At 68.2% G+C, this 26,660-nt stretch carries 20 protein-coding genes and 3 pseudogenes; 10 read left to right on the plus strand and 13 right to left on the minus strand.

What is annotated here, in order from left to right:
* Window positions 1-102 precede the first annotated feature (102 nt).
* Complete coding sequence (locus tag AB0C28_RS41965; RefSeq protein ID WP_357862036.1) at window positions 103-1,089, minus strand: DJ-1/PfpI family protein; 987 nt, start codon at window positions 1,087-1,089, stop codon at window positions 103-105.
* Window positions 1,090-1,417: 328 nt separating this feature from the next.
* Here AB0C28_RS41965 and AB0C28_RS41970 point away from each other — a divergent pair, with 328 nt between their 5' ends.
* Window positions 1,418-2,269 carry an alpha/beta hydrolase gene (locus AB0C28_RS41970; RefSeq protein ID WP_358081105.1) on the plus strand — a complete coding sequence of 284 codons (852 nt, stop codon included), beginning with the start codon at window positions 1,418-1,420 and terminating at the stop codon, window positions 2,267-2,269.
* On the opposite strand, the gene add is transcribed toward AB0C28_RS41970, so the two are convergent.
* The 3 genes from add to AB0C28_RS41985 are packed head-to-tail and all read right to left on the minus strand — an operon-like array spanning window position 2,187 to window position 5,627.
* Window positions 2,187-3,188 (minus strand): adenosine deaminase, encoded by a 1,002-nt coding sequence (gene add / locus AB0C28_RS41975; RefSeq protein WP_358081108.1) that lies wholly within the window; start codon window positions 3,186-3,188, stop codon window positions 2,187-2,189. The genes AB0C28_RS41970 and add overlap by 83 nt on opposite strands.
* A gap of 8 nt (window positions 3,189-3,196) precedes the next feature.
* Window positions 3,197-4,189 (minus strand): nucleoside hydrolase, encoded by a 993-nt coding sequence (locus tag AB0C28_RS41980; RefSeq protein ID WP_358081111.1) that lies wholly within the window; start codon window positions 4,187-4,189, stop codon window positions 3,197-3,199.
* Window positions 4,190-4,208: 19 nt separating this feature from the next.
* Entirely contained in the window at window positions 4,209-5,627 is a 1,419-nt protein-coding gene (locus AB0C28_RS41985; protein ID WP_357862043.1) for an MFS transporter, read from the minus strand.
* A 147-nt stretch (window positions 5,628-5,774) separates the two neighbouring features.
* Here AB0C28_RS41985 and AB0C28_RS41990 point away from each other — a divergent pair, with 147 nt between their 5' ends.
* The 3 genes and pseudogenes from AB0C28_RS41990 to AB0C28_RS42000 all read left to right on the plus strand — a co-directional run.
* Window positions 5,775-6,569, plus strand: a complete 795-nt coding sequence (locus tag AB0C28_RS41990) for a GntR family transcriptional regulator (RefSeq protein ID WP_357862045.1) — start codon at window positions 5,775-5,777, stop codon at window positions 6,567-6,569.
* A 17-nt stretch (window positions 6,570-6,586) separates the two neighbouring features.
* The gene (locus tag AB0C28_RS41995; protein ID WP_358081114.1) at window positions 6,587-7,420 is read left to right on the plus strand and encodes a ribokinase; all 834 of its coding nucleotides are present in this window, start codon (window positions 6,587-6,589) and stop codon (window positions 7,418-7,420) included.
* A gap of 683 nt (window positions 7,421-8,103) precedes the next feature.
* A pseudogene (locus AB0C28_RS42000) lies at window positions 8,104-8,381 on the plus strand (deaminase); the annotation flags it as partial.
* Window positions 8,382-8,852: 471 nt separating this feature from the next.
* Here the strand turns inward: AB0C28_RS42000 and AB0C28_RS42005 are convergent.
* On the minus strand, window positions 8,853-9,923 hold the full coding sequence (locus AB0C28_RS42005) for an alcohol dehydrogenase catalytic domain-containing protein (protein ID WP_357862049.1): 1,071 nt from the start codon (window positions 9,921-9,923) through the stop codon (window positions 8,853-8,855).
* Window positions 9,920-10,414: an SDR family NAD(P)-dependent oxidoreductase gene (locus AB0C28_RS42010; RefSeq protein ID WP_357862051.1), complete on the minus strand. Its 495-nt coding sequence runs from the start codon at window positions 10,412-10,414 to the stop codon at window positions 9,920-9,922. The genes AB0C28_RS42005 and AB0C28_RS42010 overlap by 4 nt, the downstream gene beginning before the upstream one ends.
* Window positions 10,415-10,870: 456 nt before the next feature.
* Here AB0C28_RS42010 and AB0C28_RS42015 point away from each other — a divergent pair, with 456 nt between their 5' ends.
* The gene (locus AB0C28_RS42015; RefSeq protein ID WP_358081116.1) at window positions 10,871-11,605 is read left to right on the plus strand and encodes an aldo/keto reductase; all 735 of its coding nucleotides are present in this window, start codon (window positions 10,871-10,873) and stop codon (window positions 11,603-11,605) included.
* A 34-nt stretch (window positions 11,606-11,639) separates the two neighbouring features.
* Here the strand turns inward: AB0C28_RS42015 and AB0C28_RS42020 are convergent, their stop codons facing one another.
* Both AB0C28_RS42020 and AB0C28_RS42025 read right to left on the minus strand, forming a co-directional pair.
* Entirely contained in the window at window positions 11,640-12,848 is a 1,209-nt protein-coding gene (locus AB0C28_RS42020; RefSeq protein WP_357862055.1) for a serine/threonine-protein kinase, read from the minus strand.
* Between the two features lie 587 nt (window positions 12,849-13,435).
* Entirely contained in the window at window positions 13,436-14,011 is a 576-nt protein-coding gene (locus tag AB0C28_RS42025) for a hypothetical protein (protein ID WP_358081222.1), read from the minus strand.
* Window positions 14,012-14,128: 117 nt separating this feature from the next.
* Here AB0C28_RS42025 and AB0C28_RS42030 point away from each other — a divergent pair, with 117 nt between their 5' ends.
* Window positions 14,129-16,063: a hypothetical protein gene (locus AB0C28_RS42030; RefSeq protein WP_358081119.1), complete on the plus strand. Its 1,935-nt coding sequence runs from the start codon at window positions 14,129-14,131 to the stop codon at window positions 16,061-16,063.
* Window positions 16,064-16,327: 264 nt separating this feature from the next.
* Here AB0C28_RS42030 and AB0C28_RS42035 read toward each other — a convergent pair.
* A pseudogene (locus AB0C28_RS42035) lies at window positions 16,328-17,107 on the minus strand (transposase family protein).
* A 300-nt stretch (window positions 17,108-17,407) separates the two neighbouring features.
* Window positions 17,408-18,952, minus strand: coding sequence for an ISL3 family transposase (locus AB0C28_RS42040; protein WP_358081122.1), 1,545 nt, complete (start codon window positions 18,950-18,952; stop codon window positions 17,408-17,410).
* A gap of 116 nt (window positions 18,953-19,068) precedes the next feature.
* On the opposite strand from AB0C28_RS42040, the pseudogene AB0C28_RS42045 reads away from it, so the two are divergent.
* A pseudogene (locus tag AB0C28_RS42045) lies at window positions 19,069-19,779 on the plus strand (IS256 family transposase); the annotation flags it as partial.
* Between the two features lie 675 nt (window positions 19,780-20,454).
* Here the strand turns inward: AB0C28_RS42045 and AB0C28_RS42050 are convergent.
* The gene (locus AB0C28_RS42050) at window positions 20,455-21,192 is read right to left on the minus strand and encodes a TetR/AcrR family transcriptional regulator (protein WP_357862061.1); all 738 of its coding nucleotides are present in this window, start codon (window positions 21,190-21,192) and stop codon (window positions 20,455-20,457) included.
* A 332-nt stretch (window positions 21,193-21,524) separates the two neighbouring features.
* Between AB0C28_RS42050 and AB0C28_RS42055 the strand changes: the two genes are divergently transcribed.
* Window positions 21,525-22,985, plus strand: coding sequence for a serine hydrolase domain-containing protein (locus tag AB0C28_RS42055; protein WP_358081125.1), 1,461 nt, complete (start codon window positions 21,525-21,527; stop codon window positions 22,983-22,985).
* Between the two features lie 563 nt (window positions 22,986-23,548).
* Here AB0C28_RS42055 and AB0C28_RS42060 read toward each other — a convergent pair.
* Window positions 23,549-24,202: an RICIN domain-containing protein gene (locus tag AB0C28_RS42060; RefSeq protein WP_358081128.1), complete on the minus strand. Its 654-nt coding sequence runs from the start codon at window positions 24,200-24,202 to the stop codon at window positions 23,549-23,551.
* Between AB0C28_RS42060 and AB0C28_RS42065 the strand changes: the two genes are divergently transcribed.
* Window positions 24,104-24,637, plus strand: a complete 534-nt coding sequence (locus AB0C28_RS42065; RefSeq protein ID WP_357862066.1) for an RICIN domain-containing protein — start codon at window positions 24,104-24,106, stop codon at window positions 24,635-24,637. The genes AB0C28_RS42060 and AB0C28_RS42065 overlap by 99 nt on opposite strands.
* Window positions 24,638-24,793: 156 nt before the next feature.
* Here the strand turns inward: AB0C28_RS42065 and AB0C28_RS42070 are convergent, their stop codons facing one another.
* Window positions 24,794-25,399: a TetR/AcrR family transcriptional regulator gene (locus AB0C28_RS42070; RefSeq protein ID WP_357862068.1), complete on the minus strand. Its 606-nt coding sequence runs from the start codon at window positions 25,397-25,399 to the stop codon at window positions 24,794-24,796.
* 139 nt (window positions 25,400-25,538) lie between these two features.
* Between AB0C28_RS42070 and AB0C28_RS42075 the strand changes: the two genes are divergently transcribed.
* Window positions 25,539-26,510 carry an aldo/keto reductase gene (locus tag AB0C28_RS42075; RefSeq protein WP_357862070.1) on the plus strand — a complete coding sequence of 324 codons (972 nt, stop codon included), beginning with the start codon at window positions 25,539-25,541 and terminating at the stop codon, window positions 26,508-26,510.
* Window positions 26,511-26,660: the final 150 nt, after the last annotated feature.

Consider the following 26,660-nt stretch of genomic DNA (forward strand, 5'->3'; position numbering starts at 1 on the left):
GATCTCCGGTGCCGGCGGCTGAAGCGGCCGGTGTACCGACCGCCAAACCCGCTACGCCGGCGAGGCCGGCGCCTAGCACAGTGCGGCGGGGCGGGAATGAGCTCATGGGGTCTCCTTAGAGACGGTCACGTCTTTGGTGAACGGGATGGCGTGGGAGGTGCGGAAGCGCCGGCGGTACTCGGTCGGCGTCGTGCCCAGAACCTGCAGAAACGCCCGGCGCATCGTCTCGTCAGACCCAAAGCCGCACGTGCGGGCGATCGAGTCCACGCCCGCCGTACCGCTCTCCAGGAGGGCCTGTGCCGCCTCCACCCGGATCCGTTCGACGTACCGGCCGGGGGTGAGCCCGATCTCGCGGCGGAACAGCCTGGTCAGATGCCGTTCGCTCACTGCGGCGCGGTCCGCCATCGCGGCGAGGGTATGCCCTCCCGCCGGATCGGCCGTGACCGCGTCCAGAAGCCGGCGTAACGCGGGGTGCCGTGGCGTGGCCACGGCTCCGCGAACGCTGAACTGCGACTGGCCGCCCGGGCGTTGCAGGAACACGACCATGTGCTTGGCCACGGCCCGTGCGAGCTCCGGACCGTAATCCTCCTCGACGAGGGCGAGCGCCAGATCGATGCCGGCGGTGACGCCGGCGGAGGTCACCACCGGCCCGTCACGTACGTAGATGGCGTCGGGTTCCACGGTGATCTGCGGGAATAGGGACGCCAGTTCAGCGCAGACGGCCCAGTGCGTTGTGGCGCGCCGCCCATCGAGCAGCCCCGCCTCCGCCAGCAGCAACGCGCCCGTGCACACCGATGCCACCCGGCGCACGCGCCGACTGATGTCGTGCAGCCGGTTCAGGAACGCCTCGCCGGGGCGATCGCCGTCGGGGTGTGCGTAACCCGGTACCAGCAACGTCCCGACCGGCCACTCGACGTCGGCCAACGCCAGGTCGACCCCTAAGGGGGCACCGATGTCCGTGCGCACGGACTGTCCATCGAGCGAGGCGAGCCGTATCCGGTAGCCGCGAGATCCGTGCAGCATCTGCACCGGGCCGGCCACGTCCAGCAGCACCACGCCGTCGTAGACGGCCACAACCACATCTTCCACTCCTTCACCCTCGCTGGTCGTCGGAGATGTCCGCAAGGACCACCAGCCCACAGATCCGGACATGCCGGGTGTTGTTCTACGAACCGGCGGCGGCCGACAAGTCGTCGCCGGCTGCCGGGGTGATCGGTCACCGGCCCGCCCGGGCGGCGGACGCGGGTGCCGAGGAGGAGGTCGGGCGCGGTGTCGAGGCGGTCCGCGCGGGGCCCCTCCTTGGCGCGCGAGCTGCTGGACGCACACACGGGCAAGGGACGGAATTCGGCTGCGATGCGGGCCGACCTGGCGCTGGCCGCTCACCGAGATCGCGACCTTGCGCCAGGGCCCTCCAGGTATGCAGCCTGCGCCGGACGAGGCGTTCACCAAGGGTGGCGCCTTCACCGTCGAAGAGCAGACGGTGCCAGGACCTCAGGACGCTCCGGATATCTCCCTGCTGATCTGCTCACCGACGGTGGCCGCTGGACCTGTTCCAGTGATCTACCACGTACACGGCGGTGGGCTGGTCATGGGCGACAATCGGTCACAGGTCCCGGAGATGCTCGACTTGGCCCAGGGGGTGGACGCGGCCGTGGTGTCGGTGGAGTACCGGCTGGCGCCGGAGACCCCGCACCCCGGTCCGGTCGGGGATTGCTACGCCGGTCTGGTCTGGACTGCCGAACACGCCCAGGAACAGGGCTTCCATCCCGAGCAGATCATCGTCGCCGGCGGCAGCGCCGGGGGAGGCCTGGCTGCGGCCCGACTGACCCGCAGAACCCACCAGCCCGGCCGACTCCGCAGCACACGCCGGCCAGCGGTACGCGATGAGGCCTTGGCAAGGCCGGGCAGAGCGGATTTTTGCCTTACCCGTCAAGATCCTTTGGACTGCGCGGCGACGACGGGTGAAACCCCGCTCGACGCCTACACCATCAGGGTGCTCGACCGGCAAGACGCGCGCTGCGTGCTCTGCGGAGAACACCTCTTGTCTCACGAACACCCCCCGCAAGGACCGGATGGATGGGAGAGATGGTGGCTTCAGGCAGCTCGCGCTGTCGCCCGCTTCCGCCCCTGGGCGCGCCCAGCGCAGCACTGCGGCCACATCATCGATGGCCACGGGGCAGGGTCGTTCAGGCGCGCGCCTCCGGGCGAACGTTGCCTGATGCGGAACCAAGTCGGTTGGCGAGTTCAGTGCGCGTGTGCTCTTCCATGAACCCCGTACGTACGCTGTCTTCGTCGAGTTTCGTCAGTGCGGCGGTGTCGAATCCGAGCCGAGAGGAGAGCAGCTCGTACTCGTAGCTGAGCGGTGATCCGGTTTGGCGGGGATTGTCGTCGCCGAGTACGACGGGCACGCCCGCGGCGCGTAGCCGCGGTGCCGGGTGCTCGGAGATGCTCGTGATGGCGGCGGTGTAGAGGTTGGAGGTGGGGCAGATCTCCACCGCGGCCCCGAGGTCCTGAAAGCGTGCGAGGACATCGGGGTCGTCAACAATGTGCGCGCCGTGCCCGATCCGGGTCATGCCGAACAGATTGACTGCGTCGATCGCTGCCTGGCCCGGCGCAGCCTCGGCCGCGTGGCATGTCAGTCCCAGTCCTGCAGCTTTGGCGATGGCGAACGCGTCCATGAAGGGTTCGAGATCGGGGAAGCGGGCCTCGTCGCCCGCCAGGTCGAACCCGACGACGCCGCGGCCGGCGTACCGTCCAGCGGCGTGCGCGACCTCGTTGTTCAGCTCGGTGTCGTGGAGTCGCAATGCGGCAACAACGATTCCTGCGGGCATACCGGTGATCTCGGTGCCTTGTTGTACGCCCTCGCTGGCCGCGGCGATGACCTCGTCCAGTCCGAAGCCATGGCGTACGTGCGAGGCGGGCCCGAAGCGCAGCTCTAGGTAATGCTCGCCGTCGGCGTGTGCGTCCTCGACTGCCTCCCGGGCTATCCGCGTGAGGGATTCGCGGCTCGCGAAGAACGGGTAGGACGACGATACTTTCTTCAGGTAGGTGGTGAGGTTGGACGGCGCTTGGAGCTGTAGGGCCTCGCGCCAGTCGATGGTGGGTGCGAGGCCGGACTGCTGGGCGAGTTCGGCTGCGGTCTCGGGGCGGACCCGACCCTCGAGGTGGGTGTGCAGGTTGATCAGCACGAGGTCTCCTAGGCGAGGGTCGCGACGGGGGTGGTCAGGCGCTGGATGAGGTGCGGGCCGAGGGGTTGGTCCGTGGCGAGGACCACCCGGGTGCGGCAGCCCGGGTGGTCGACAGGGCCGTGGCGCTGTTCACGCAGGTCCAGGACTGTCTGTCCGCGGCTGGGGCCGTGGGTCGTGTCGATCTGCGCTGGTATGGCTGGGGCGGTGGTGGCCTGGACCCCGCCGACGGCGATCGCCGCGGCGAGCGGGTCGTGCAGGGCGCAGCCGCGCTGGCGGTAGAAGGAGAGGTAGAAGTCGAAGTAGAAGTCGAGGATTTCGCCGAGGCTTCGGGCCAGGGGATCAGCCGACTGGAGCAGCTGCTGGCGATCCTTCTCAGCCAGGGTGTTCTCCAGCGTTACGTCGAGCGGGACGAGCGTGATGTCCCAGTGCGCGGCGATGACGTGCTGGGCCGCTTCTGGGTCGTTCCAGATGTTGGCCTCGGCGACGGCCGTGACGTTGCCGGGCACGAGCGCGGCGCCGCCCATCGTCGTGACCGAGGCGACCCTGTCGGCGAGGGTGGGGTCTGCTGTGAGGGCCAGGGCGATGTTGGTCAGCGGGCCGACGGTCACGACCTGAAGTTGCCCGGCGTACTCGTGCGACAGGCGGATCAGCAGCTCGGCGGCGGCCTCGTCAACCGGCACGGTTTCGGATGGGGGCAACTGGATGCCGCCGACCCCGTGTGGGCCGTGGATCTGCGGGACACCGCCGTCGAACGCGCGGGTGAGCCAGTCTGCCGCTCCGACGGCGACCGGGATGTCATGGCGGTCGGCGAGGGCGAGCAGGTCCAGTGTGTTCCGGGCGGCCTGGGTGGCACTGGTGTTACCGCAAACGGTTCCGACACCGACGAGCTCGATCTCCGGGGAGGCCAGGAGGTAGGCGAGTGCGAGGGAGTCGTCGATCCCGGTGTCGCAGTCGAGATAGACGGGCCGGCGGGAGGTGGTGCTCATGAGTACTCGATTCATGCGGTAACGGTCGCTGGGGTCAGAGCTTTTGCCCGGGGCGCGGACGGATCAGCAGGCTTGCACCCAGGGCGAGGCCGGTGATCGCGATCGAGACCCACAGGGCGGTCGTGAAGCCGTCGAGCGTGCCCGCCGCGGTGAACGGGGCGACAATGGCGATGCCGAGGCTGGCGCCGATGCCGAACCCTGCGCCGTTGAGGCCGGGTAGGGCGGCGGGGGCTTCCGACGGCGACAGCAGCACGCCCAGGCCGTTGATAGTGGTCAGGACGAGGCCGTTGTAGGTGATGCCGAGAACCGCGACGCAGGCGATGACCGCTCCCTGGTGGGTCGGGATCACGGCGATGACCACCAGCGCCAGGAGGCTCAGGACCAGCCCGATGCGCAGGATGCGGATCCAGCCCTGCTTGTCGGCCAGCCACCCGGACAAGGGCGCGGCGGCGACGCCGATCAGCGCCGCCGGGGCCAGAAAGAACAGCGCAGACGTTGCGGCGTCCAGCCCGTACCCGACCTCGGCGTTCTGGCCTAGCAGTACCACGGTGAAGTTGATGACAGCGAAGATGCCGCTCAGCGTCAGGATGGTGGAGATGATCACGGGCCACACCTGCCGCGAGCGGAGGTGGCGCACCGCGATCAGCGGCGACGCACGGCGCTTCTCAATCATCCAGAACGAGGTGAACGACACGAGCGTGCCGACGAGGTAGGCGAGCGTGACCGGGGCTAGCCAGCCGGCCGAAGCGCCGTGTGACACGAAGTAGGTCATGCAGATCAAGCTCAGTGACAGCACTGCTGCCCCCCACCAGTCCATCCGCCCGGTGGGGGTGGGTCGCCCGCCCGCGGGAACGACGAGTATCACGGCGAGCAGGGATAGCACTACGAAGATCAGGATCACCACGAAGACCGAGCGGTACCCGAAGTTGTCGGTGAGCAGACCACTGACCCAGCCGTCCAGTCCGCCGGCCCCGCCGTTCACGGCGGTGATGACTCCGAGCGTGGTGCCGAAGACCTTGGCGCTCAGTGACTCGCTCAGGATGACGTACGCGAGCTGGAAGGCCGCGCTCGAGGCGCCCTGCAGCACGCGGCCCGTCAGCAGCAGCGACAAGTTGGGGGCGAGGACGCATACGATCGTGCCGACGGTCGCCACGACGAGCACGACGATCAGGGCGGGGCGACGGCCGATGTAGTCGCTCCAACGGGAGAGCACCACGCCGCCGATGGCTCCGGCCAGGAAGAACAGTGAGGTGACCTGCGAGACGACGGCGACGTCGGTGCGGAGTTCGCGGGCGATGTCCGGCAGGGCGGGGGCAAGCATGCTCGCGTTGAGTTGATAGGACAGCACGCCGAGGATCAGCGTGGCCACCAGGCCGACGGCGCGTCCTCCGGTCAGGACCGGAGTATCTGGTGGGGTTCTGGTAGCGGTGGCGGGTGCGTTCGGCACGCCCATGGTGGCTCCTGCCTGGGGGAAGTCCTCGGAGAGTCCTGATGAGTATGAAGTTATACCTCTCGTGTATGACATATTCAATGGGTGTCGGAGCGTGGTTCAATGTGGCGGAGCGCTCGACGGCGCCGTTCAGCATGTAAAGGAGCTTTGGTGAGCACGAGCACCGCCGACTTCCTCGGACAGCAGCTCATGACTCCAGCAGGGCAGCCGCTGCGCGTGGCGGTCTACTGCCGATTGGCCGACGGGATCCGGTCAGGGGTGTTCCCTCTCGGCGCGATGCTGCCGCGCGAGACCGAGCTTGCCGCCCATATGGGCGTGAGTCGCACACCGGTGCGGGAAGCGCTCATGCTCCTGGAGGAGGACGGGCTCATCCGCACCAAGCGTGGAGTGGGCCGGTTCGTGGCCGACGCGATCCCTCGGTCAGGACTGGAGGTGTTCCAGCCGTTCGACGCCGTGCTGGCCGAGTCCGGCAGGCCCGTCGAACTCAGGACGCACCAGTTCGAGATCCAGCCGACGACTGACTTCATCTCCAACAGGCTCGCACTGGACTCAGCGGCCAACACATGGTTCCGCGAGAGCGTGGCCCACCGTGCCGGTGACCCGATCGCGATCGTCCAGGAGCATCTGCCGGCAGGTAAGTACCTGACGGACATCAGCCCGGCGGTCGCGGCACACCTGGACGCGGCCTCCGGTGAGCCGGCCACCCTGCTCGCGACCCTGATAGGCAAGTGCGGCCCGATCTTCGAGGCCGGTGTCTGCCAGATCGCCGCCAACGTCGCCGGGCCGACGCGTGCCGGCCTGCTACAGATAGGGCAGAACGATCCCGTGCTGGTCCTGACCCAGACCGTCGAGCACCACGGCACCCCGATTTACCTGGCGAAGTGCATCGTCTCCTCGCACGTAGGCAGCCTGTCCGTCATTCAGTCCAGCCCGCTGCCGAGCTGACCGAAGGAGGCCTCACCATGAACGACCTGCCGGACATCGTCGTCGTCGGGAGCATCAATGTCGACGTGACCGCCTTGGCCGACCGCCTGCCGACCCCAGGGGAGACCATCGGCGGCGGAACACTGTATCGAGACCCTGGAGGCAAGGGCGCGAACCAGGCCGTGGCCGCCAGCCGCCTTGGGGCGCACGTCCGGATGATCGGCGCAGTCGGGAACGACGCTGACGGCGTATGGATGCTCGACAGCCTGCGATCGGCCGGCGTGGACACCACCGGCGTCCGAGTCACCTCAGCGCCGACCGGGACCGCTCTCATCGCCGTCGACCGCGACGGCGAAAATCAGATCGTTGTGTGCCAGGGTGCCAACGCCTCGGTCACTCTGGACGGACTGCAGCTCGCGCAGGACGACACCGTGCTGACTCAGCTCGAGGTCAACCTCGATCTCGTCGTCCAGTTGGTCGCCCGGGCGCCGAGCTTCATCGCCGTGAACGCGGCCCCCGCCCAGCCCCTCCCGCCCGAGCTGGTAGAGCGTGTCGACCTCTTCATCGTGAACGAGACCGAGTACGCACTCATGCCCGAACTGCAGTACGCCAAGCTCGTCGCAGTGACCCACGGCGGTGACGGAGCAGCGCTGATCACCGACGGAGCCGAGACTGCCCGCGTCCCTGCGTTCCGGACCGCGGCGGTCAACACGGTCGGTGCCGGGGACGCGTTCTGTGCCGCCCTCACGATCGCACTGCGCGCCGGAGCCTCACAGGAAGAGGCCCTGCAAATAGGGTGTGCCGTCGGAGCTGCCGCTGTCGCACACCCCGGCAGCCAGCCTCCGTTTGAGCGCATCAACAGCTACGCGTAGACGGAAACCTTGCCTGAACGGGGGCGCGGTCATCCTCGCTCACTGGATGTTGAGCTCCCGCCGCCGGCGTTGGACTTCGTCCATCGACGTGGTTGGCAGGGTCCCTGCCTCGGCTGCTGCGTGGATTCGGTCGCGATCAGATTCCGTGTCGAGCATCGCTCGGCCCCATCAGGCATTGAGCACGCTGTCCAGCTCAGCACCCTGTTGTGCGCCGCCCCTGACCCTGATGGTGGCGCTGATGGAAGGATCGGCGAACTCGTGGGCACTGATCAGTTCCCCTGCCGCGGCCAAGAACTCCTCATGGTCTAACCCTTCGCCCGGTGGGTCCGCCACGTCAGGTAAAGATTCGCACTCCACCAGGTAGTAGCCGCCGAGGTACTCCTTGGCCTGTGACGGTCTCCACGAACGCGCCGTGGCCCCTCATCACCTCGTTGCGCTCCTCCCCGGTCAGCGCATCCCAGATCTACGGGTAGTTATGCATGATCAACAAGAATTTCATGTCGTCTACTTCGATGGTCGAGCCGCACCCCTGGGGCGCCGTTCACCATGAAGTCGACACCGGTGCCGCATTCTTGCGGTACCGAACCGCAAGAATCTCCCGACTGTTCCGCCTACCTCCCCGAAGGCCCGCCTGACCTGGGCGTTCCGTCAGAAGCTGCTTGTCAGCTCCCTAAGGAGGACGCATGTCGCAGGTGTTGAGGGTGCAGTGCTTCAACGTGTCGCAGGACGGGTTCGGTACCGGTGAGGGACAGCTTGGATCGGCCCCTCGGCCACGCGGACCCCACCCCGCTTCGGCCCTGGGCGGGCGGCACCGCAAGTTCGGCCCCCCAGCGCGGCCCTGGGAGAACCACGAGTGGCAGGGATGGTGGGGAGACACCCCCCGTTCCACACACCGGTATTCGTGCTCACCCACCACGAACGCCCGTCCTTCACCCTGGCCGACACCACCTTCCATTTCCTCAACGCGACATCAGCCGAGGCGCTGACACGGCAGCGGACAGGTACGCGCAGGTGCGGATGAGGGTGACTGGGCCCAGAGCGGCCAGCGCGTCGCGCAGTGTTGGGTCGGCGCGCATCAGGACGCACGCAGCTGGTTGATGGTCTGAGTACGTGCCTTGACCGCCGAGTCTCTGGCGACGGCGAGCATGCGGATCATCTCAACGGGGCCATCGCCGGTCTTGGCTGTCAAGGGCGGCGGCCTCTTGCGACAGCACCGCTCGAGCGGCGGTTTCGGCGTCGACGGCATTGGTCGGCAGCCGGGGCTTCCCCCGGGGAAGGGCCCGTCATTGGTTTCGTCCTGACCGTCGCCGTCGCCGTCGCCGTCGCCGTCGCCGTCGTTGCCCGGCCCGCTACCCGCTAAAAGGTTCTAACACGATGCGTGATGCCGCCTGCTGGGCCTATCCCGTCCAGGGGTAGATCGGAGATGGATGTCTCACTTCGTGGAGTCCAGGACGACGCGGAAGCGGGCGTCGCCCGAGAGCATGTGCTGGTACGCCTTGGGCGCCTCGCTCAGCGGGAACACCTCGTTGTGGGAGCGGATGCCGTGGTCGAGGGCGAAGCGCAGGTTGTCCTCGTTCTCGATCGCGGTGCCGGTCAGGCTGCCCCGCATGACGTGCTCGCCGAAGATGAGGTCGCTCGTGGTCACCTGGATCGGGTCGGGAGCAGCGCCGACGACGATCAGTTCGCCACGCCGGCCGAGCCCTTGCACCAGCGGCGACATCGACGCGCCCGAGGCGGCGGTGGCGACGATGACCGCCGCGCCGCCCAGGCGGCGCAGCTCGGCGCCCGGATCGGTGCGCGTGCTGTCGATGTAGTGGTGCGCGCCGACCTGCGCGGCCAGCTCGGCCTTCGCGCCGCCTCTCGCGACGGCGACGACCCGGTGGCCCAGCGCGCGGGCGTACTGGACGCCGAGGTGGCCCAGGCCGCCCAGGCCCTGCACCGCGACCAGCGCACCGGGCCGCGCCGAGGCCGAGATCAACGCGTTGTACACGGTCAGGCCCGCGCACAGCAGGGGAGCGCCGGCGAGAGGATCGAGGCCGGGCGGGATCCGCACCAGGCCGGTCGCCCGCGCGTAGGCCACTTCGGCGTAGCCGCCGTCGACGGCGGTACCCGTCTGCGGCTGGTCGGAGCAGTTGACGAAGTCCCCGCGCCGGCACGATTCGCACGCGTTGTCCTGGCCGCCGAGGAAGCCGACGCCGACGCGGTCGCCGATCCGCCACGACGGGTCCACCCCGTCGCCCGCGGCCTCGATCACGCCGATGATCTCGTGGCCGGGCACGACCGGTGCCGAGGGATCGGGCCGCAGCCCGTCCACGGCGAGGATATCGGTATGGCAGACGCCGCAGGCTTCGACCCGGATGCGCACCTGACCGGGTGACGGCTCGTGCCGTTCGCGCTCGACGAGGGTGAATTGCCGCCGGCCGGTGACGGTGAAGGCCCGGTAGGTGGAGTCCTGGCCAGGGGAGGCGGGAGGGGTGGAGGCGCGGAAGGTGGGGCCGCTCATGCCGGCAGCTCGCTTCCGGCCTGCTCGCGTACCAGGTAGTCGGCGTACCAGTCCGGCCAGCCGGGGTCTTCGGCGCCGGTGCGGGCCTCATGCTCGCCGTGTGCGACCGCGGCGCGGCGCAGCGCTGCGGCAAGGCCCGAGGCTGAGGCGAACGTGGTGACGGACGGGTCTAGCCGTCCGGGGAGCCGGGTGGTGACCTCCTGCAGCACCCAGCCGTTGCCGTCCGGGTCGCTGAACGACAGGAACGAGCCGTAGCTGCGGCGCTGCGGGTCCGGGCCGGGCACCCGGGCGTCGGTGCCGGCCACGGCGCGTTCGGCGGTGGCGCGGTCCGCGACGTCGCCCTGGACGGTCACGACGTCCGGGTCGGCGGAGGGGGCGATCGTGCGCGAGACGGCGACGATGTCGTAGCCGAGCTTGCGGTAGGCGTCGACGACAGCGGCGCCGATGCCCTGCGAGGCACCGGTGACGATGGTGACTTTCTGAGAACTCAAGATGACCTTCCCCAAAGATTTAGTAGACAACCGGTCGTCTATTCGTTGCGAAAGTAGACCACCGGAGAAGGCAAGTCAAAATCCCGCGCCGTCGGCGCCAGGACCGGCTTCCTTCCACGTGGTGTATGTGGGCTCGCACCGCAGGTCAGCAGCGGTGCCAGCCACAGTGATGAACGTCGGCTTCGACACCCCCTCCCATGGGCGAGACAACGCAGTGGCCTGCGATGCGCCTTCGCGCCCGGCAAGGGCCGTGGTCGGGCCAGATGTCCTCGGCCAACTCCCGGCAGCGCCGAACATGCTCGTCTACCACGTCCAGGGATCTCGTCTGGGGATGGGAAGCGCGTCATCTTCTGAAGGCACCTCGAGCACCAGCGCGGCCGTCACGAGGGTGCCTTCAGTGCGAGGCTTCGCCTACACCAGAGAGGGCGCCTGTCGTGGCGGCGTCCGGACGAGGCCGTGCGGGTGCTGCGCCGGGCGGCGGAACTCGGTGTGACCCTCTTCGATACCGCCGACTCGTACGGGCCGATGGTCGCCGAGCCGCTGTTACGGCGCGTGCTGGCCACATACACCGAGATCGTCGTCGCCACCAAGGCGGGGTTCACCCGGCAGGGCCCCGACCAGTGGATTCCCGCCGGCAGGCCGGCCTACTTGCGCCAGCAGTGCGAGATGAACCTGCGCATCCTCGGCCTGGAGCGGATCGTGCTGTTGCGGTTGCACCGCGTCGATCCGGAAGTGCCCCTCGAAGACCAGGTCGGCGAACTCAAAGCGCTGCAGGAGGAGGGGAAGATCGCGCACATCGGCCTGTCGGAGGTGAGCGTCGAGCAGATCGAGCAGGCCCGGGCCATCGCCCCGATCGCGTCCGTGCAGAACCTGTACAACCTGGCCAACCGCACGGCCGGGAACGTGCTCGACTACTGTGAGGGTCACCACGTTGCGTTCATCCCGTGGTTTCCGCTGGCCACCGGCGGGCTGGTGAAGCCCGGCGGACCGATCGAGGCCGTCGCCTCCCGGCTGTCGGCTTCGCCGTCACAGCTCACGCTCGCGTGGCTGCTCCACCGCTCACCGGTCGTCCTACCGATCCCTGGGACCTCGTCGGTGGAGCATCTCGAACAGAACGTGGCCGCGGCGGGTCTCCAACTGACCGAGGAGGACGTCGCCGAGCTGACCGCGGCCGTCACGGCGCCGAGCTGACGTGAATACACCCTGGTGCGGGCACCTGATGGCGTCATGGGGCTACAGCGGCGACTTCCTCGGCGCAATCGGCTGAGGCGTGCCTGGAGGGCGCGGGGGCCCGCGGGGGCGCGGGGTCGTCAGGAACGCCGCTCGCGCAGATCGCCGGCATGGCGGGACTGCGCGTCCAGTCTTGCTGCGCGTCGGCCGGACCGCCGGACACCGAGGAGAAGAGCAGCGTGCTGACCGTCACGGCCACAGCCGCGCCTGCGGCCACGAGCGCGACGCCGCGGCCCCGGCCGTCTGCCTTCGAGGAGGCTGGAGAGGTGGGCGCCGTCGACGCGGCGTGCCTGCCCGCCACTCGCGCCCGGCTGGTCTCATGGGCGAAGGCGCCGTCGCGGCGACGTTGCCGCATGACGGGCATCAGCTCACGGATTGACGTTGCGGTGCGACGGTGATGGCGGTTCCGGCTGTGGGACGGGATATTCTGTGTGGTTGCGGTGCGCCGGACGGCTGCGGGATCTCCGCCGATGAGTACGCACAGTACGTCCACGGCCGCGGGGCGGCCATGCGGGTCCTTGGTCAGGCAGGCCGCCACCAGTGGGCGCAGCGCGTCGGGTAGGCCGGACAGGTCAGGCTCGGCGGTCAGGACGGCGTTGAGCGTTGCCGGCACCGTACCACCAGCGAAGGCCGGCCGCCCGGTCGCGGCGAAGACCATCGTGCCCGCCCACGAGAACATGTCGGAGGCGGGTGTGAGCGACTGGTCGTCCAGTTGCTCCGGCGACATGTACGCCGGCGTGCCCGCTGGCCGGGTGGAGGCGGTGGCAGTGTCGAGCGCGAACGCGATCCCAAAGTCGATCACCACGGGCCCTTCTGGGCCCATGATGACATTGCTGGGCTTGAAGTCGCGGTGCACGATCCCGGCCGCGTGAATCGAGGACAGGGCGGTCAACGTGGTGACCGCCAGCCGCTCCAGCCCGCTGCCGTCGCGCGGCCCGTCCTCCTTGACCAGCGACTCCAGTGACGGTCCCGGCACGTACTCGCTGACGATGTACGGCCGTTCTGTCGTGAAGCCAGTTTCCACTACCCGTGCGGTGGAGAAGGTGGCCAGCCGCTGCGCGATCTCCGCTTCCCGTTGAAAGCGCTGTCTGACGTGCGAGTCGGCCGCGAAGCAGGAGTGCAGCATTTTGATCGCCACCTGCCGCCCTCCGGGTGCCTCGCCGAGGAAGACCATTCCCTGCCCGCCTTCGCCCAGCAGTCGCACCAGGCGGTAACCTCCGATGTCCGCCGGGGCTGCTGAGCTTGGCATAGTCCGTTCCTGCATGACACGTCACCTTTCAGGGAGTTACTTCTGGTTACTGATGTACTCTTCGACGGCCGGTAACAGCAACGTGACCTGGTCACATACAGGTGACAGGGACAGTGGAGGGCGTGTCGCAGCAGGCCGAGGCGGACAGACTGCTGCGCCCCTGGGCGGCCTAGGGGGCACAGCGAGCACGGCCTCGATGTCGTCCGGCCGCTGCTGAACCGGGTCGGCGGCGAACGGAGCCTGATCCTCATCGGGTTGCTCAACAAGGAGCCGACGCGCTCACCGAGCTGCTGCGGACGGTGCCTCGTGGGGTCGCTGCTGTTGAATCCCCGCCTGCAGGCGGGAGGAGGATGTCAACGGCTCAGCGCCGGGTAGGGTGAGCCGACCGTTCCCGCCGGGTTTCAGCAGCACTGCGCCTGCCGATAATCACATCCGCCCAGGTCATAATCCTGCGAGGGCTGCGCGTGGTGGTGCGAGCTCCGGCTACCTAGGGAGACGGAACCAAGTGCGGCATGATGATCGGCCGTGCTCCTTCGCCTGGTCTACCGCGCCGTCACGAACGCTTTCGCCGCATTGCGGTTGCTGCCCATGGGTGATCGGGATAAGGACGTGGAGATTCTCGCCCTGCGCCACCAGATCACCGTCCTTGAGCGCCAACTCGGCGCCGACACCAGAGTCAGATTCGCACCCGAGGACCGAGCCTTTCTCGCCGCGCTCCTGACCTCGCTGCCCCGCCCCTCCTTGCCCAGAGCATGCACTGACCTCCCCAGGCATGGACTATCACACGAACAGACCACCGGGGCCACGGCTCCCGCTTCTGGGCCTATCCTGTCCGGTACGAAGCCCAGCAGTCGCTCCTGCCGGGCGGCGAGGGCCGGGGCCTGTGCCAAGAACCACCCGACGGCGTTGACCAGAGCGGCCAGGTCGAGCGAGTCGACCTCGGGGCGCACCTGCCCGCTCTCCTGTGCGCGGATCAGCAGGCGGCTCACGGTCTGGCGCATGACATGGCACGAGGCGTGCAGGTCGGACAGGAGGCCGGAGGCCCTGCTGAGATAGTCGCAGGCGAAGATCGCACGCGCACAGCGAGGGCTGTCAGCAGATGGCGGATCGTTTGCCATGTCGCTCGATCGATGTCCGAGCACCTCCACCTACGTTGGGTGTCTGTGACAACGCCATCTGCTATCACTCGATCGAGAAATATCGAATACAGCCTGAAGCGGCGGGCCGTGTCCGGCGTGGCGCTTCTGGGCATGTTGTCGGCCGCACTCCTACCGGCCCAGCCGGCCGCAGCACAGCCGGTACCGCTGGTCGAGGAGGACTTCACGGGGGCCACCGCGATCCCGGAATTCCGGGCCGTGGGGTCCGCCTGCCTGACCGGTGCGCCGACCGCCGCGCCGCCGGGGCCGGGAAACCGCCTTCTTGCGGGATGCCCGGAGAACGCCGCGGGTCCCGTGCCCCCGACCGGAGCCGCCCCGTACGGCTACCTCCAGCTGACCAGCGCCGACAATGACCAGACCTCAGCCGTCCTGTACGACGAGCCGATCCCAGCCGAACAAGGCCTGCACGTGACCTTCGAGCAATGGCAGTACGGCACCACCACGCCGCAGTTCTCGCCCGCCGACGGCATATCCTTCTTCCTCATCAACGGCGCCGCCACGCTCGACCGGCCAGGCGCCTTCGGCGGCAGCCTCGGATACGCGCAGAAACTGCCCGACGACAACCCCACCAACGCGTTCGAGCCCGGGGTCAACCAGGGCTACGTTGGCGTCGGCCTCGACGTGTTGGGCAACTACTTCGGCGATTGGGAACAGCGCGGCCGCGGATGCGCCGAGCGTTCACCGGCCGGCACGGAGTTCCGGATCCCGGCTCCGGGGGCCAACATGGTGACGGTGCGCGGGCCGGGTGACGGAACGGAGGGCTACTGCTTCCTGACCGCGACCACCAGCAACTTCACCACCACCGGCCCGTGGCCCTCGACGTTGCCTGGACAGCTCCACGGACCCACCACGACGGTCCCCGACGACCCTCAGGCGGCGCAGGCCGCACTCGAACCGTCGCGCCGCACCGTGAACGTCCGGATCACCCCGGCGCCCGACCCCATGCTGACCGTGTCGATCGACTTCAACGACGGCAACGGCATGCAGCAGGTGCTGTCCACGCCGGCGCCCACACCGGTGCCCTCGACGTACAAGTTCGGGTTCGCGGCCTCCACCGGCCTGTTCACCGACGTCCACCTGATTCGTAACGTCGTCGTCCGCCCGGTGGCGGAGGAGCCGGAATTGACGCTCGTCAAGCGGGTCGCGGAGGACTCGCCGGTGCCCGACCCCGTGCCGGTGGGCACCACGGTGCCGTACGAGTACGTGGTGACCAACAGCGGCAACATGAACATCACCCACCTGGCCGTGAGCGACGACGTGGTGGAGGAGGTCACCTGCCCGCAGACCACCCTGGAGGTCGGTGACACGATCATCTGCCGCGGTTCCCACACCGTCACACCGCAAGACGCCGAGCGCGGCTCGGTCACCAACACCGCCACCGCGACCGGCAGGGCAGACTCGACGGAGGTCACCTCGCCCGAATCACGGGTCACGATCCAGGTCGCGGGCGAAGAGGGGGTGCTGGAGCTGGACAAGAGCGTCGACAGCTCCCGCCCGTACCGTCCTGGCGACACAGTCGTCTACCGATACACCGTCACGAACAACTCCCGCAGCGGGGTGAACGACCTGCGGGTCGAGGACAGCCACGTACGGGACATCACCTGCCAGACCACAACCCTTGACCCGGGCGCCGTGACGACCTGCACGGGTACGTTCACCGTGCCGAGGAGCACGGGCGGCCAGCGGAAGTGCAAGGGGAACGACTGCCGCTACTCCATCACCAACACCGCCGTGGCCAGAGCTGGAGACCTGACCTCCGCCCCGGCCACGGCCACCATCCAGGTGGTGCAGGGGCCGCAGCACTGCACGCCGGGCAAGCCGGGCAAGCCGGGGAAGAAGCCGCGCCATTCCTGGACACCTCACCATGGCACGACATCGCCGTGTGCCCCGGTCAAATCGAACGAGACTCATGTGATCCTGAACGAGAACTGGATGTGGATCACCGACTCTTCTGATCGCCCCGGCGATGAGGAGATATCGATGGGTACGAGAACCACCTCAGCCGGCGGTTGAGGAAGCCCCACGGTGAGCATCCGCGCTGACGATGTCGTCTCGGCCGGTCCGCGACCACGAACGGCCCGGGGTGCTCACCGATGTCGGCCGGTGCGGCTTTACGCCGTGACTGCCACCTGGAGCTGACCGGGCCGGCGTCCGGCCGGGATGGTTGAGGCTCGTATGGTGATCCGGCCGCCCCCGCTCTTTAGTACTGCAACGGCATTTAAAGTTGTGCAGAAGTCCGTGTGTGAGCAGGTCAGTGCCGTTCTGCGGCAGTGGTGCTCATGCTGTGAGGGCGAGGTTGTGCATTTGTGCGACGGCTTGGACCGCATGGTGGAGTCCGGATCCTTGCTGCCGGCAATCACGCAGGATCTTGTAGTTCTTCATCCGGGCGAAGGTGTGCTCGACACGGGCGCGGATGCGCTGGCGTTCAGCGTTGTCTTCCGCCTGGCCCGTAGCAGAGGTCGTCCCGCTCGTGTTCGGTGCGGGACGACCAGGCCGGTGTGAAATAGGCGCCGTCGGCCAAGACGGTGACATCCTCGCACTGGGCCTGCAGGCCGGAATCCCGCCAGGCGTGAGCGTCGGCCTTGTTGCCCGGTGCCGGCGGCCGATGGCCACCACCAGCCTGGTGTCGGCGTCGATGATGGCCTGCACGTTCGCGGAGAAGCGGTAGTTCTTGCTGGAAGCGGCGACGGTTCGGTCCCGTACCGGGATCAGGGTGCCGTCCACAATCCACAGCCGTTCCACGGCTTCGGCGGGGCGCGCGGCCGGCTCCAGGGCGAGCGGCGGGCCCAGGCGCTGGATGACCCGGCATACGGTGGCCGGGCAGATCCCGAACAACGACGCGAGTTGTCGCATCGTCAGCTTGGTGCGGTAGTAGACGGCCACCAGCAACACCCGCTCCGGCAGCGCAAGGCACCACGGACGCCCTCTGCCGCGGCCCTTACCGGGCCCCTCACCGCCTCGTTCCCGCCCCACTCGCAGCAGCCGCTGGAACCGGCTCATCGGCAGCCCAGTGAACGTCTCCACCCACAACGGATCAGCCCTTAACACCCCACCCATACGGGTCTGTACGGTCACTGGTGTAACTCCTGATCAAGGAGAACACACCTGATGAGTACTGTGATCCAGGCATCGACGGAGTTGACCTGGAGGACGCCGCGCCCTTGTACCCCCTCCCGCAGCAGCTCGAAGTAGCGCTTCTTCGCCGAGAGCGGCATCTTGTTGTGCGCCCATCGAGGCATCGGAACGGTCCCTTCTCAAGAACGTTCGCAATCACCGATAGAACTCAAGCGGCGTATCCGGTGATCTTCATCGATGCGATCCATGTGAAGCTGCGGGCTCTGTCGCAGATTGCGTGATCTAGGCGGAACGCAGGGTGCGTTTGCGTAGCAGGTCGAGTTTCGCGCGGCCGAACATTTGGCGTTTGAGCATCTTGACGCGATTGACGTGCCCTTCGACAGGGCCGGAGCTGTGCGGCAGTGTCAGGCCGTTGCGGACAGCGTCGAGATCCCGGCGGAGGTTGCGGGCGAAGGAAGCCAGCGCGGTGAATGAGTCCTTTTCGGCTGCGGAGATCCAGGCGTCGAGCTGGTGGCCGTGGAGCTGGGTCATCATGAGGGCGAAGTCCTGGACGTGCCGGGCCAGCCGGTTCAGAGCGCGGCTGCGTTTGCGAAGGGTTCGCAGCTGACCGGCATCGTCGGAGCTCAGGTTGTCGGGGTTGGACATGATCCAGCGGGTGATGTCGCGGCCCGATGGCGGCCTGGGCGCGGGGACGGCGATCTGACCGGCACCGGTGCGAAAACGCCGTAGGTAGCGTTGCACTTGCTGCTCGGTCCCGGAGTATCCGAGCGTGGTGATCTCCCGGGTGAGCTGGGCGGCGTTTCGAATGCCCTCGTTCCAGCGGCGGTGCAGGTGTTCGTGGTATCCGTCCAGGATGCTGGCACGGTTTTGACTCATGGCAATCACGGTGTCAACCTCGGCGGCGCTGGCCAGCTTGCGGACGGTTGCGGGGTGCAGGCCGAGCTCTCGGCCGATAGCTGCCTTGCTGAGACCCTGTTTCAGCAGCTCATGCACGGCGGCGTGATGTCGACGCAGCCGGGTGACGACTTTGAGCTCGCGGTGGTGCACCACGGGTGGTGGTTCGGCGGTGCAGGCGGCTGCGGCCTCGGCGGCCAGCGCTGCTGCGAGATCGTGGCGGGCGGTGGCGACGTCCTTCTCCACGGCCTGGCCGAGGTTCTGCCACAGATGGAACCGGTCTGCCACTTGCACTGCGTCGGGTGCGCCTTGGCGTGCCCCGTCAGCGTAGCCGCCTGCTCGCTCTCGGCAGATGATCTCCGGTAACGGGTGGTCACGCAGCCACGCTGCCAGAGCGTCCCCGTCCCTGCCGTCGATCATGTCCACGACCCTGCGGGTTTCCAGATCCACCATGATCGTGCCGTAGCGGTGCCCCTTACGTGTGGCGAAGTCATCGACACCCAGCACTCGCACGTGTCCGATCGGCTGCTCAGGCAAAGCCCTGATGCGGCGCAGCAGGGTGTCCCGGCCCACTTGCAGACCCAGCGAGGCTGCCAGGCGAACGCCGGCCCGGCCCGCCAGCTCCATCCCTATCGATGCCAGCACCCGCTGCAGGGCGTCGGTGAAGCGCGCATGCGGCCGGGTCAGGCCCGGCACCTGCTCGGCGAACGTCTTCACCGGACACGTGACGCTCACACAGCGAAACCGCCTGACCACCAACTCGATGATCACGCAGGCACCACCCACCACGGCGTCCTTGAGCCGGCGCACGTACCTGCCGTGAACCCGAGCCGATACCCCGCCACAGCTCGTGCACGCCGCTCGCGTCCCGCTTACCCGAGCACGAATACTCACTATCCCGCCTTCGCGTTTGGCATCCTCCACGGTTAGCACCGTCAGGTGCGGAAGCAGAACGTCAATCCACTGCGCAAGACACGAAGATCGTTATTCCTGCCGGGAACCCGCAACCAGACCGACGAACCGAGGATCACGCAATCTGCGACAGAGCCAAGCTGCGCGAGGGCCAGGTCGCCAACCGGCTGATCTACGTGGCGCTGGCCGTCACGGTGGACGGCGAGCGCGACACCCTCGGCTTGTGGGCCGGCGACGGTGGCGAGGGTGCCAAGTTCTGGCTGCACGTGCTGACCGAGATCAAGAACCGCGGGGTCGGCGATGCGCTGATGGTGGTCTGCGACGGGCTCAAGGGCCTTCCCCAGGCCATCGAGAGCGTCTGGCCCCAGGCGGTGGCGCAAACGTGTGTCGTTCACCTGCTGCGCGCCTCGTTCCGGTATGCCGCCCGCCAGCACTCGGACGCCATCGCCAAAGCGCTCAAGCCGGTCTACGCCGCCCCGACCGAGGCGGCCGCGCTGGAGCGGTTCTACGAGTTCGCCGAGACGTGGGGCGGCAGGTATCCGGCGGTCGTGAAGTTGTGGGAGGACGCCTGGGCCGAGTTCGTGCCCTTCCTCAACTTCGACACCGAGATCCGCCGGGTGATCTGCTCGACCAACGCCATCGAGTCGGTCAACGCCCGCATCCGGCGGGCGGTCAAGGCCCGCGGCCACTTCCCGAACGAGCAGACCGCGCTCAAGTGCGTCTACATGGCGATCATGAGCCTGGACCCGACCGGCAGGGGCCGCAAACGCTGGATCACCCGCTGGAAAGCCGCCCTGAACGCCTTCGCTATCACCTTCGAAGGCCGCCTGACCCCGACCACCCGCTAATCAAGAAAGATCGAGATACACCACTGACTGGACACACCCAAGTTGATGGCGAGCTCGTCCTGGTCGATGGTGCGGTGATCCGCCAGGACGCGATAAATGGAGCACGCCATCTCGGTGTCGTCCGTCCACTGCTATGGGCCTGGCGGAAGAGAGCGAGAGGAGAAGGCGTGACGATTGGCCGGAACAAAGAATTGGGAACCGAAGGCGTCGCCGAGAGCCAAGCCATGGAGTGAGGCTGTGGCTCGTGCAAGGAGGTGAGCTGACATCGCTCTCATTGTGAAGTATGTCGGCTGTTCGCGGCCTTGGACCGCGCGGCCCGGCGATGAGGAGTTCGGACTGATGGCCCAGGTGTGTGTCAGTCAGCCGTCCCGAAAGCCGTCGTATGCGGGACGGCCGTCAAGGCCGTTCGGATCGCGCTGGAGGCCGGGGCCGGTGTCGGCGCCGCGGTGACGTTACTGCCGGCTGTACGCCGCCGGCGCCACCAGGAGCTGGCCATCGCGCACGCCGCGCACATCGTGCACGACGCCGCCGAGCGCCGGGTGGCCGAGCTCTACACCAAGGCCGCCGAGCAACTCGGCAACGACCGGCCGAGACACCCCGGCAGGCTCCCGTCCCTGGAGTCCGGAGTCCCCGCCTGGCGCGTACGGCTGCCGTCCGCCGCCCTCCCTCCGGTTCTCACCGGGCAGAGGTGCGGCCGAGCCTGCTCTCCAGGCCGTCCAGGATGCGCTCGACGCCGTAGACGAAGGAATCCGCGCGAAGCTGCTCCGGGTCCTTGGTCTGCGCCGTGGCACGCCCGTCGCGCAGGAGCGGATACTCCTGCAGAGCCTCTTCGGTGGTCGGTCGCAGGCTCTCCAGCCAGTCCTGCTCGTTCTGGCCGCTGCGGGCGAGCACCGACAGGTAGGCGGCCTCGCTGGTGGTCATCCCGATGACGTAGGCGATGAGCAGTTTCATGGCCTGATCGGCCTCGTCAGCGGCGAAGCCCGCCGCTCTGAACAGGGCGAGCATGCGCTCCGACTGCCGCATCAGGTTGGGCCCGAGATAGGCGAGCCCGACCTGGCCGAGCACGGAGACGACCCAGGGATGACGCAGCACCATCGAGCGCAGGCTGTGCGCGGAGTCGGTGACGGCAGCCCGCCAGTGTGCGGGGTCGGCGGCGGGCACCCGCACCTCGCCGTAGATCTCGTCCACGACCAGCTCGATCAGCTCGTCCTTGTTGGCCACGTGGCGATAGAGGGATGTGGCTCCCGCGCCGAGCCGGGCGCCGAGGCTGCGCATGCTCAGGGCGTCGATGCCCTCGGCGTCCAGGAGTTGGATGGCCTCGGACACGATCCGGTCGCGACTCAGCGACGGCTGCTCCCGCTTGGGACGCGGGCGGGCCCAAACCGAGGGGATGGGCTGCTTCTCGGCCGGCATTCAGTCCTCCTCCTTGCTGAACGGCCATCGTAGCGTACGGCGTTCGCAAGGTGCGTACAGCGATCTCGGCCATCAGGTGTCAATGGACTCACGGCGGCGGGGCTGGCGGCACGGCTGTACTGGTGCGCGGTCGCACGACCGTCTCGCCCCACTGTGCGGCCCTTGAACCGCCAAGTTGTACGACAGCCCGGTCGTGTGTCGCGGTACCTAACGAACGGCTGGACCGCTGGGTCTGCTCGCCACTTCCGCCTGGGAGACCGTGCGCGGTTGCGAACGCCGATTCCATATGCGTACAGTGTGCGCATCGAGAGAACGGCGTACCGGAGGAAAGCATGGCGACGAACGTGCAGTGGAACGAGCAGGGCGATTGGACCGCCGGCGGTGACTGGGGGAGTGCGGGCTCGCAGGGACAGACCTTCGACCTGGCCCGCTGGCAGGCGCGCTTCGACGAGCTGCGCCGGCGGCACCACGTGCCGGGCGCGTCCCTGGCGGTGCTGGTCAACGGGCAGGTGCACGAGCTGGCGAGTGGCGTCCTGCACCGCGGCACCGGCGTGCCGGTGACGACCGACGCGGTGTTCCTGTCCGGCTCGATCGCCAAGGTCTACACGGCCACCCTGGTGATGCTGCTGATCGACGAGGGCCGGCTGACGCTGGACACCCGGGTGGCCGACGTCCTGCCCGAGTTCGCCACCCCCGACCTCGAGGCCACCCGGACGATCACCGTCCGCCAGCTCCTGTCGCACACCGGCGGCGTCACCAACGACTTCAATTACGACGGCGGGCGCGGCGACGACTGCCTGGCCCGCTACGTCGAGGCCGCCCGGGACGTGCCGCTGGACTGCCCACCCGGCACCGCGATCTCCTACGGCGGGCTCGGCTACATCGTGCTGGGCCGCCTCATCGAGGTCCTCACCGGCCGCACCTGGGACCAGGCACTCAAGGACCTGCTGTTCACGCCGCTCGGCATGGAGCGTTCGATGACGCTGCCGGAGGAGGCGCTGCGCTTCCCGGCCGCGATGAGCCACCTGGGCGAGCCCGGCGCCGACCCGGAACCGGCCCCCGCCTGGGACCTCATGCCGCGCTCCGTCGGCCCCGCGGCCCGCGTCATCACCTCCGCGGGCGACATGGCCCGCCTGGCCGCCATGCACCTGGCCGGCGGCGGCCCGGTGCTGTCGGCCGAGGCGGTCGCCGCCATGCAGCGCCGCGAGACCGACGTGCCCGACAAGTGGACGGTCTCCGCCGACGGCTGGGGGCTCGGCTGGACCCTGTACGACTGGAACGGCGTGTCCGGCTTCGGCCATGACGGCGCCGCCATCGGCCAGTACGCCTACCTGCGCGTCGTCCCGCACGCCGGCCTCGCCCTGGTCCTGCTGACCAACGGCGGCAGCGCCCGGCTCCTGTACGCCGACCTGTTCCGCGACCTACTTGCCGAGCTCGCCGGCGTCACCATGCCCGCCCCCTTCGGCCCGCCCGCCGAACCGCCCGCCGTGGACGTCACCCCGCTGATCGGCACCTACCGGCGCGCCGGCGTCGTCATCACCGTCAGCCAGGACAGCCAGGACAGCCAGGGCGCCGGTGGTGGCCTGCGCATGCGTTACGAGTTCGTGGACGGCATGAAGGACATGTCCCCGCCCCTGGACATGGAGCTGCTCCCGGTGACCGACACCGTCTTCGCGGCCACGGGGGCGGGCCCGTCCTTCAGCGAGGACTACATGCCCGTCGTCTTCTCCACCCTGGCCGACGGCACGGCCTGCGCGTACGTCGGCATGCGCGCCACCCCCAAGGTCGCCTGAGCTGATGACCCGCTCGCGGATCGCGTTCATCCTCGGCGTCCGCGGCAGCGTAGTGATGCTCCGTAGCCCTTCAGCTGTGAAGACCTCACGGAAGGCCGAAGCGGGACGCGCTGACGGAGCTGCCACCCGCACACCCGCCCGGCCCGGTCGAGCCAGGGAAGATCGAGGAGTGCGTGGTACACCTCTGCCTCTCCCGAATGACTTCAGGCCGAGCCACCGCCTGGAGATGGAGCTGTCGTGTGACGAGTCGCCGGCCGATGCGCACAACGTCCTGCTGCCGCCGGAGACCATGCACCTGCCGTCCGGCCGCGCGACCAGTCACAACATCTACCGCGATGCCGCCCCCATCCCAGGCTCGTGCTGCCGTGTCGGTGCCCAGAGCGATGGTCCGCACCGAGGCGTCGGTTTGGGGGGTGCCCATGGGACGGTCGGGGAGGTCCTGTCGTGGCTGCCGGCAGCCCGAACCGGTGACCTCCCGCTGTTGGAAGCCGACACGCCCATACAGTCGGTTGGCAGTCTGGCGCGGCGCCTGAACCCCAGGATCAGAAAGGACTAAACGCCCCTTATACCTCTTCGAAGCGCCAGACTTGGTTGTTGCCCCTGTGCTTCCACGACAGGACTGCTGTGTCGTCGTCGCTAGAAGCGTCTTCTACGTCGACATGCAAATCGACGTCGTGTTCGACTTGCAAACGGGTCCCTTGTTCGTCGGACGAGATATGCCACCGGAAGGGCTCCTCCTCAGTGCGAAGTGCGCCTCCCCGAGCTGTGAGTTCGGGGCAAAGGTAGCGGCCAGACCCGATGTTCCGAAGCCACCACTTTTGGCCGGGGCCATCCCGATTCACCTCCCACTTCTGATTGTCGCCTCCGTTGGGCCCCCACGCTCTGACCCAATGGTTGCCTTGGTTCTCATCCAGGCACGTGCCGGTGTTCACGTTCACCAGCACGTAGATCGACCCTTCTCGCACGCAGATGTCCTTTCGTCGAGGCGATTCAGCCTGGCCCTGGCCTGGGCGCCAAGCACCCCGGGATCCCGGAATGGGTCCGGAAATGAGTAGGCCCGACTCATGCGGAATCCGCTCGTCACACCGACTCTTAAGCACATGAAAGGAAGTGTCACCATGCTCTCTGCAACGTCCTTCGCAACAGTCCGCCGCGCCTTCGTCGTCGCCTTGACCGCGGCCGCCGGCCTCGCCCTCACCGGGACCGGGGTCGCCCACGCCGGACCCGCCTACTACAAGTTCGTCGTCGAGCACAGCGGCAAGTGCCTGGACGTCTTGCACGGGAGCAAGCTTCACGCCACCCCGACGCACCAGTGGCGGTGCCTGGATCAAGTGCTCAGTCAACGGTGGGAGGCCCGTAGGTTCGACGACGGGGCGTACGTGTTCGTCGCCAGGCACAGCGGCAAGTGCCTGGATGTCGCCTTCGCGAGCACCGCGGGCGCGGCGGCCGTGATCCAGGCGACCTGCAGCTTCAAAGCCAACCAGCGGTGGCGGCTCAAGAAGAACGCCGACGGCACCTACCGGGTCATCGCCAAGCACAGCGGTTTGTGCCTGGACGTGGCCAATGTGGACCAGGCCAACGGCGCCAGGGTGGTCCAGGCCCGCTGCTGGGGCGGCGAGAACCAGAGCTGGCACATCAACAAAGTCGCTTAGACGTCTTCGAAACCGGGGTCCCCGCGCCGCTTCGGCGCGGGGACCGTCCGCCTGCGTTCATCGCCTGGGTGGCCCAGCTCGTGCTCGGGTGCGCGGTGGTGCCGAGCACATGGACGCGCCTGGTGGCGTGCTCGATGACGGCCAGGATGGCGGCCGCTACGCGGGCCAGCCGAGCAACGCCGTGTCAACGATCTCATCGAGTTCGGCAGGACCGAGGCCGTTGGCGGCCTGCACTGCGATGCCGAAACCCATCGTCATGATGAACCGGGCAAGACGCCGAGGGTCGGCGTCGCGCGGAAGATCACCCTCGTCGACGGCGCGCCGGAAGCGCTCCTCGAGGCGGACCCCCGCGTCGTTGCGCCAGTCGACAAGCAGGTCGTGGATGGCCCGGCTCTCGTCGCTCGACGCCAGCGCACCCTGCACGGTCAGGCATCCGGAGGGCCCGCGGGGAGGGGTCGTGGTGCGGACCGCTCCGCGGAGGAACGCCAAGGCCACAGCCCGTGCGGTGGGCTCCTCCAGGGCGCGCGTGGCGTAGGCGGCCGGCCCCGCGCCATAGCGCTGGAGGGCCTTGCGGAACAACTGCTCCTTGTTGCCGAAGGCCGCATACATGCTCGTCTTGGTGATACCCATGGCGCCGGTCAGTTCAGCGAGGCTTGCGCCTTCGTAACCCCGCGCCCAGAACACCCGCATCGCGCGTTCCAGCGCCTGGTCGATGTCGAATCCTCGAGGCCGGCCCATGACGGCCCTGCGGGAGTCGCTCATGCCACAAGCGTACCCCTCGGTACAGATCTACGCTGACCAGCAGTTTCATCCCGCCCAGGCAATTCAGTACCGATCGGTCTTGATGTGCTAGAGTTCTGCACCGACCGGTACTTAACTAATGGGAAGGGAAGTCCGCGCCATGAAAACCATTTCGCTCGGCAGCCTCGAGGTCTCGCGCATCGGTCTCGGAGCCATGGGAATGTCGGCGTTCTACGCCGGCGCCGGCCAGTTCGACGACGAGTCGATTCACACGATCCACCGCGCTCTGGACCTCGGGGTCACCCATATCGACACCGCTGAGGTGTACGGCCCCTTCATCAACGAGGAGCTGGTCGGCCGGGCCGTGCGGGGGCGCCGAGACGAGGTCGTGCTGGCGACCAAGTTCGGACTGATCGCCCACACCGGTGGCTCGGCACCGGACAGCAGCCCGGCCAACATCCGCCTGGCCGTGGAGGGATCACTGAAGCGCCTGGGTACCGACTACATCGACCTCTACTACCAGCACCGGGTGGACCCCGGCACACCCATCGAAGAGACCGTTGGCGCGCTGGCCGAACTGGTGGCAGAAGGCAAGATCCGCCACATCGGCCTGTCGGAGGCCGGCCCCGCCACGATTCGCCGCGCTCACGCCGTGCATCCGGTCACCGCGGTCCAGTCCGAATACTCGCTGTGGACCCGCGACCCGGAGGCCGAGATCCTGCCCGTCCTGCGCGAACTGGGTATCGGCTTCGTGCCCTACTCCCCGCTCGGCCGCGGCTTCCTGACCGGCGACATCCGTTCCCTGAACGATCTTGGCGCCGACGACTGGCGCCGCACCAACCACCGCTTCGCCGACGGCAACCTGGAACGCAACCTGCGAATCGTCGACGAGGTCCGGGCCGTAGCCGCCGAGATCGGCACCACGCCCGCACAGGTCGCCTTGGCCTGGCTGCTCGCCCAGGGTGGCGACATCGCGCCCATCCCCGGCACCAAGCGAGTCGCCCGGCTGGAGGAGAACGCCGCCGCCGACCACATCGAGCTCACTGCCGGCCACGTCGCCCGCCTGAACGACCTGCCCCCGGCCTCCGGCGAGCGCTACGACGCGGACAACATGGCCGCCATCGACCGCTGATCGAAGACGTACCATCACGCACACCGCGGGCCGGCATCCGGGCGAAGAGTGCCGCATTCCCCATCGTGGCACCGAAACTCGCGGGTGGCGGCGGGCCCGGCGGGTGCCTCACGCACCTCTTGACTCGGACCGTCGGTCCGTGAGGGGTCT

Origin of the sequence: Nonomuraea sp. NPDC048892 (assembly GCF_040649735.1) — a bacterium.
Lineage (GTDB): Bacteria > Actinomycetota > Actinomycetes > Streptosporangiales > Streptosporangiaceae > Nonomuraea > Nonomuraea maheshkhaliensis.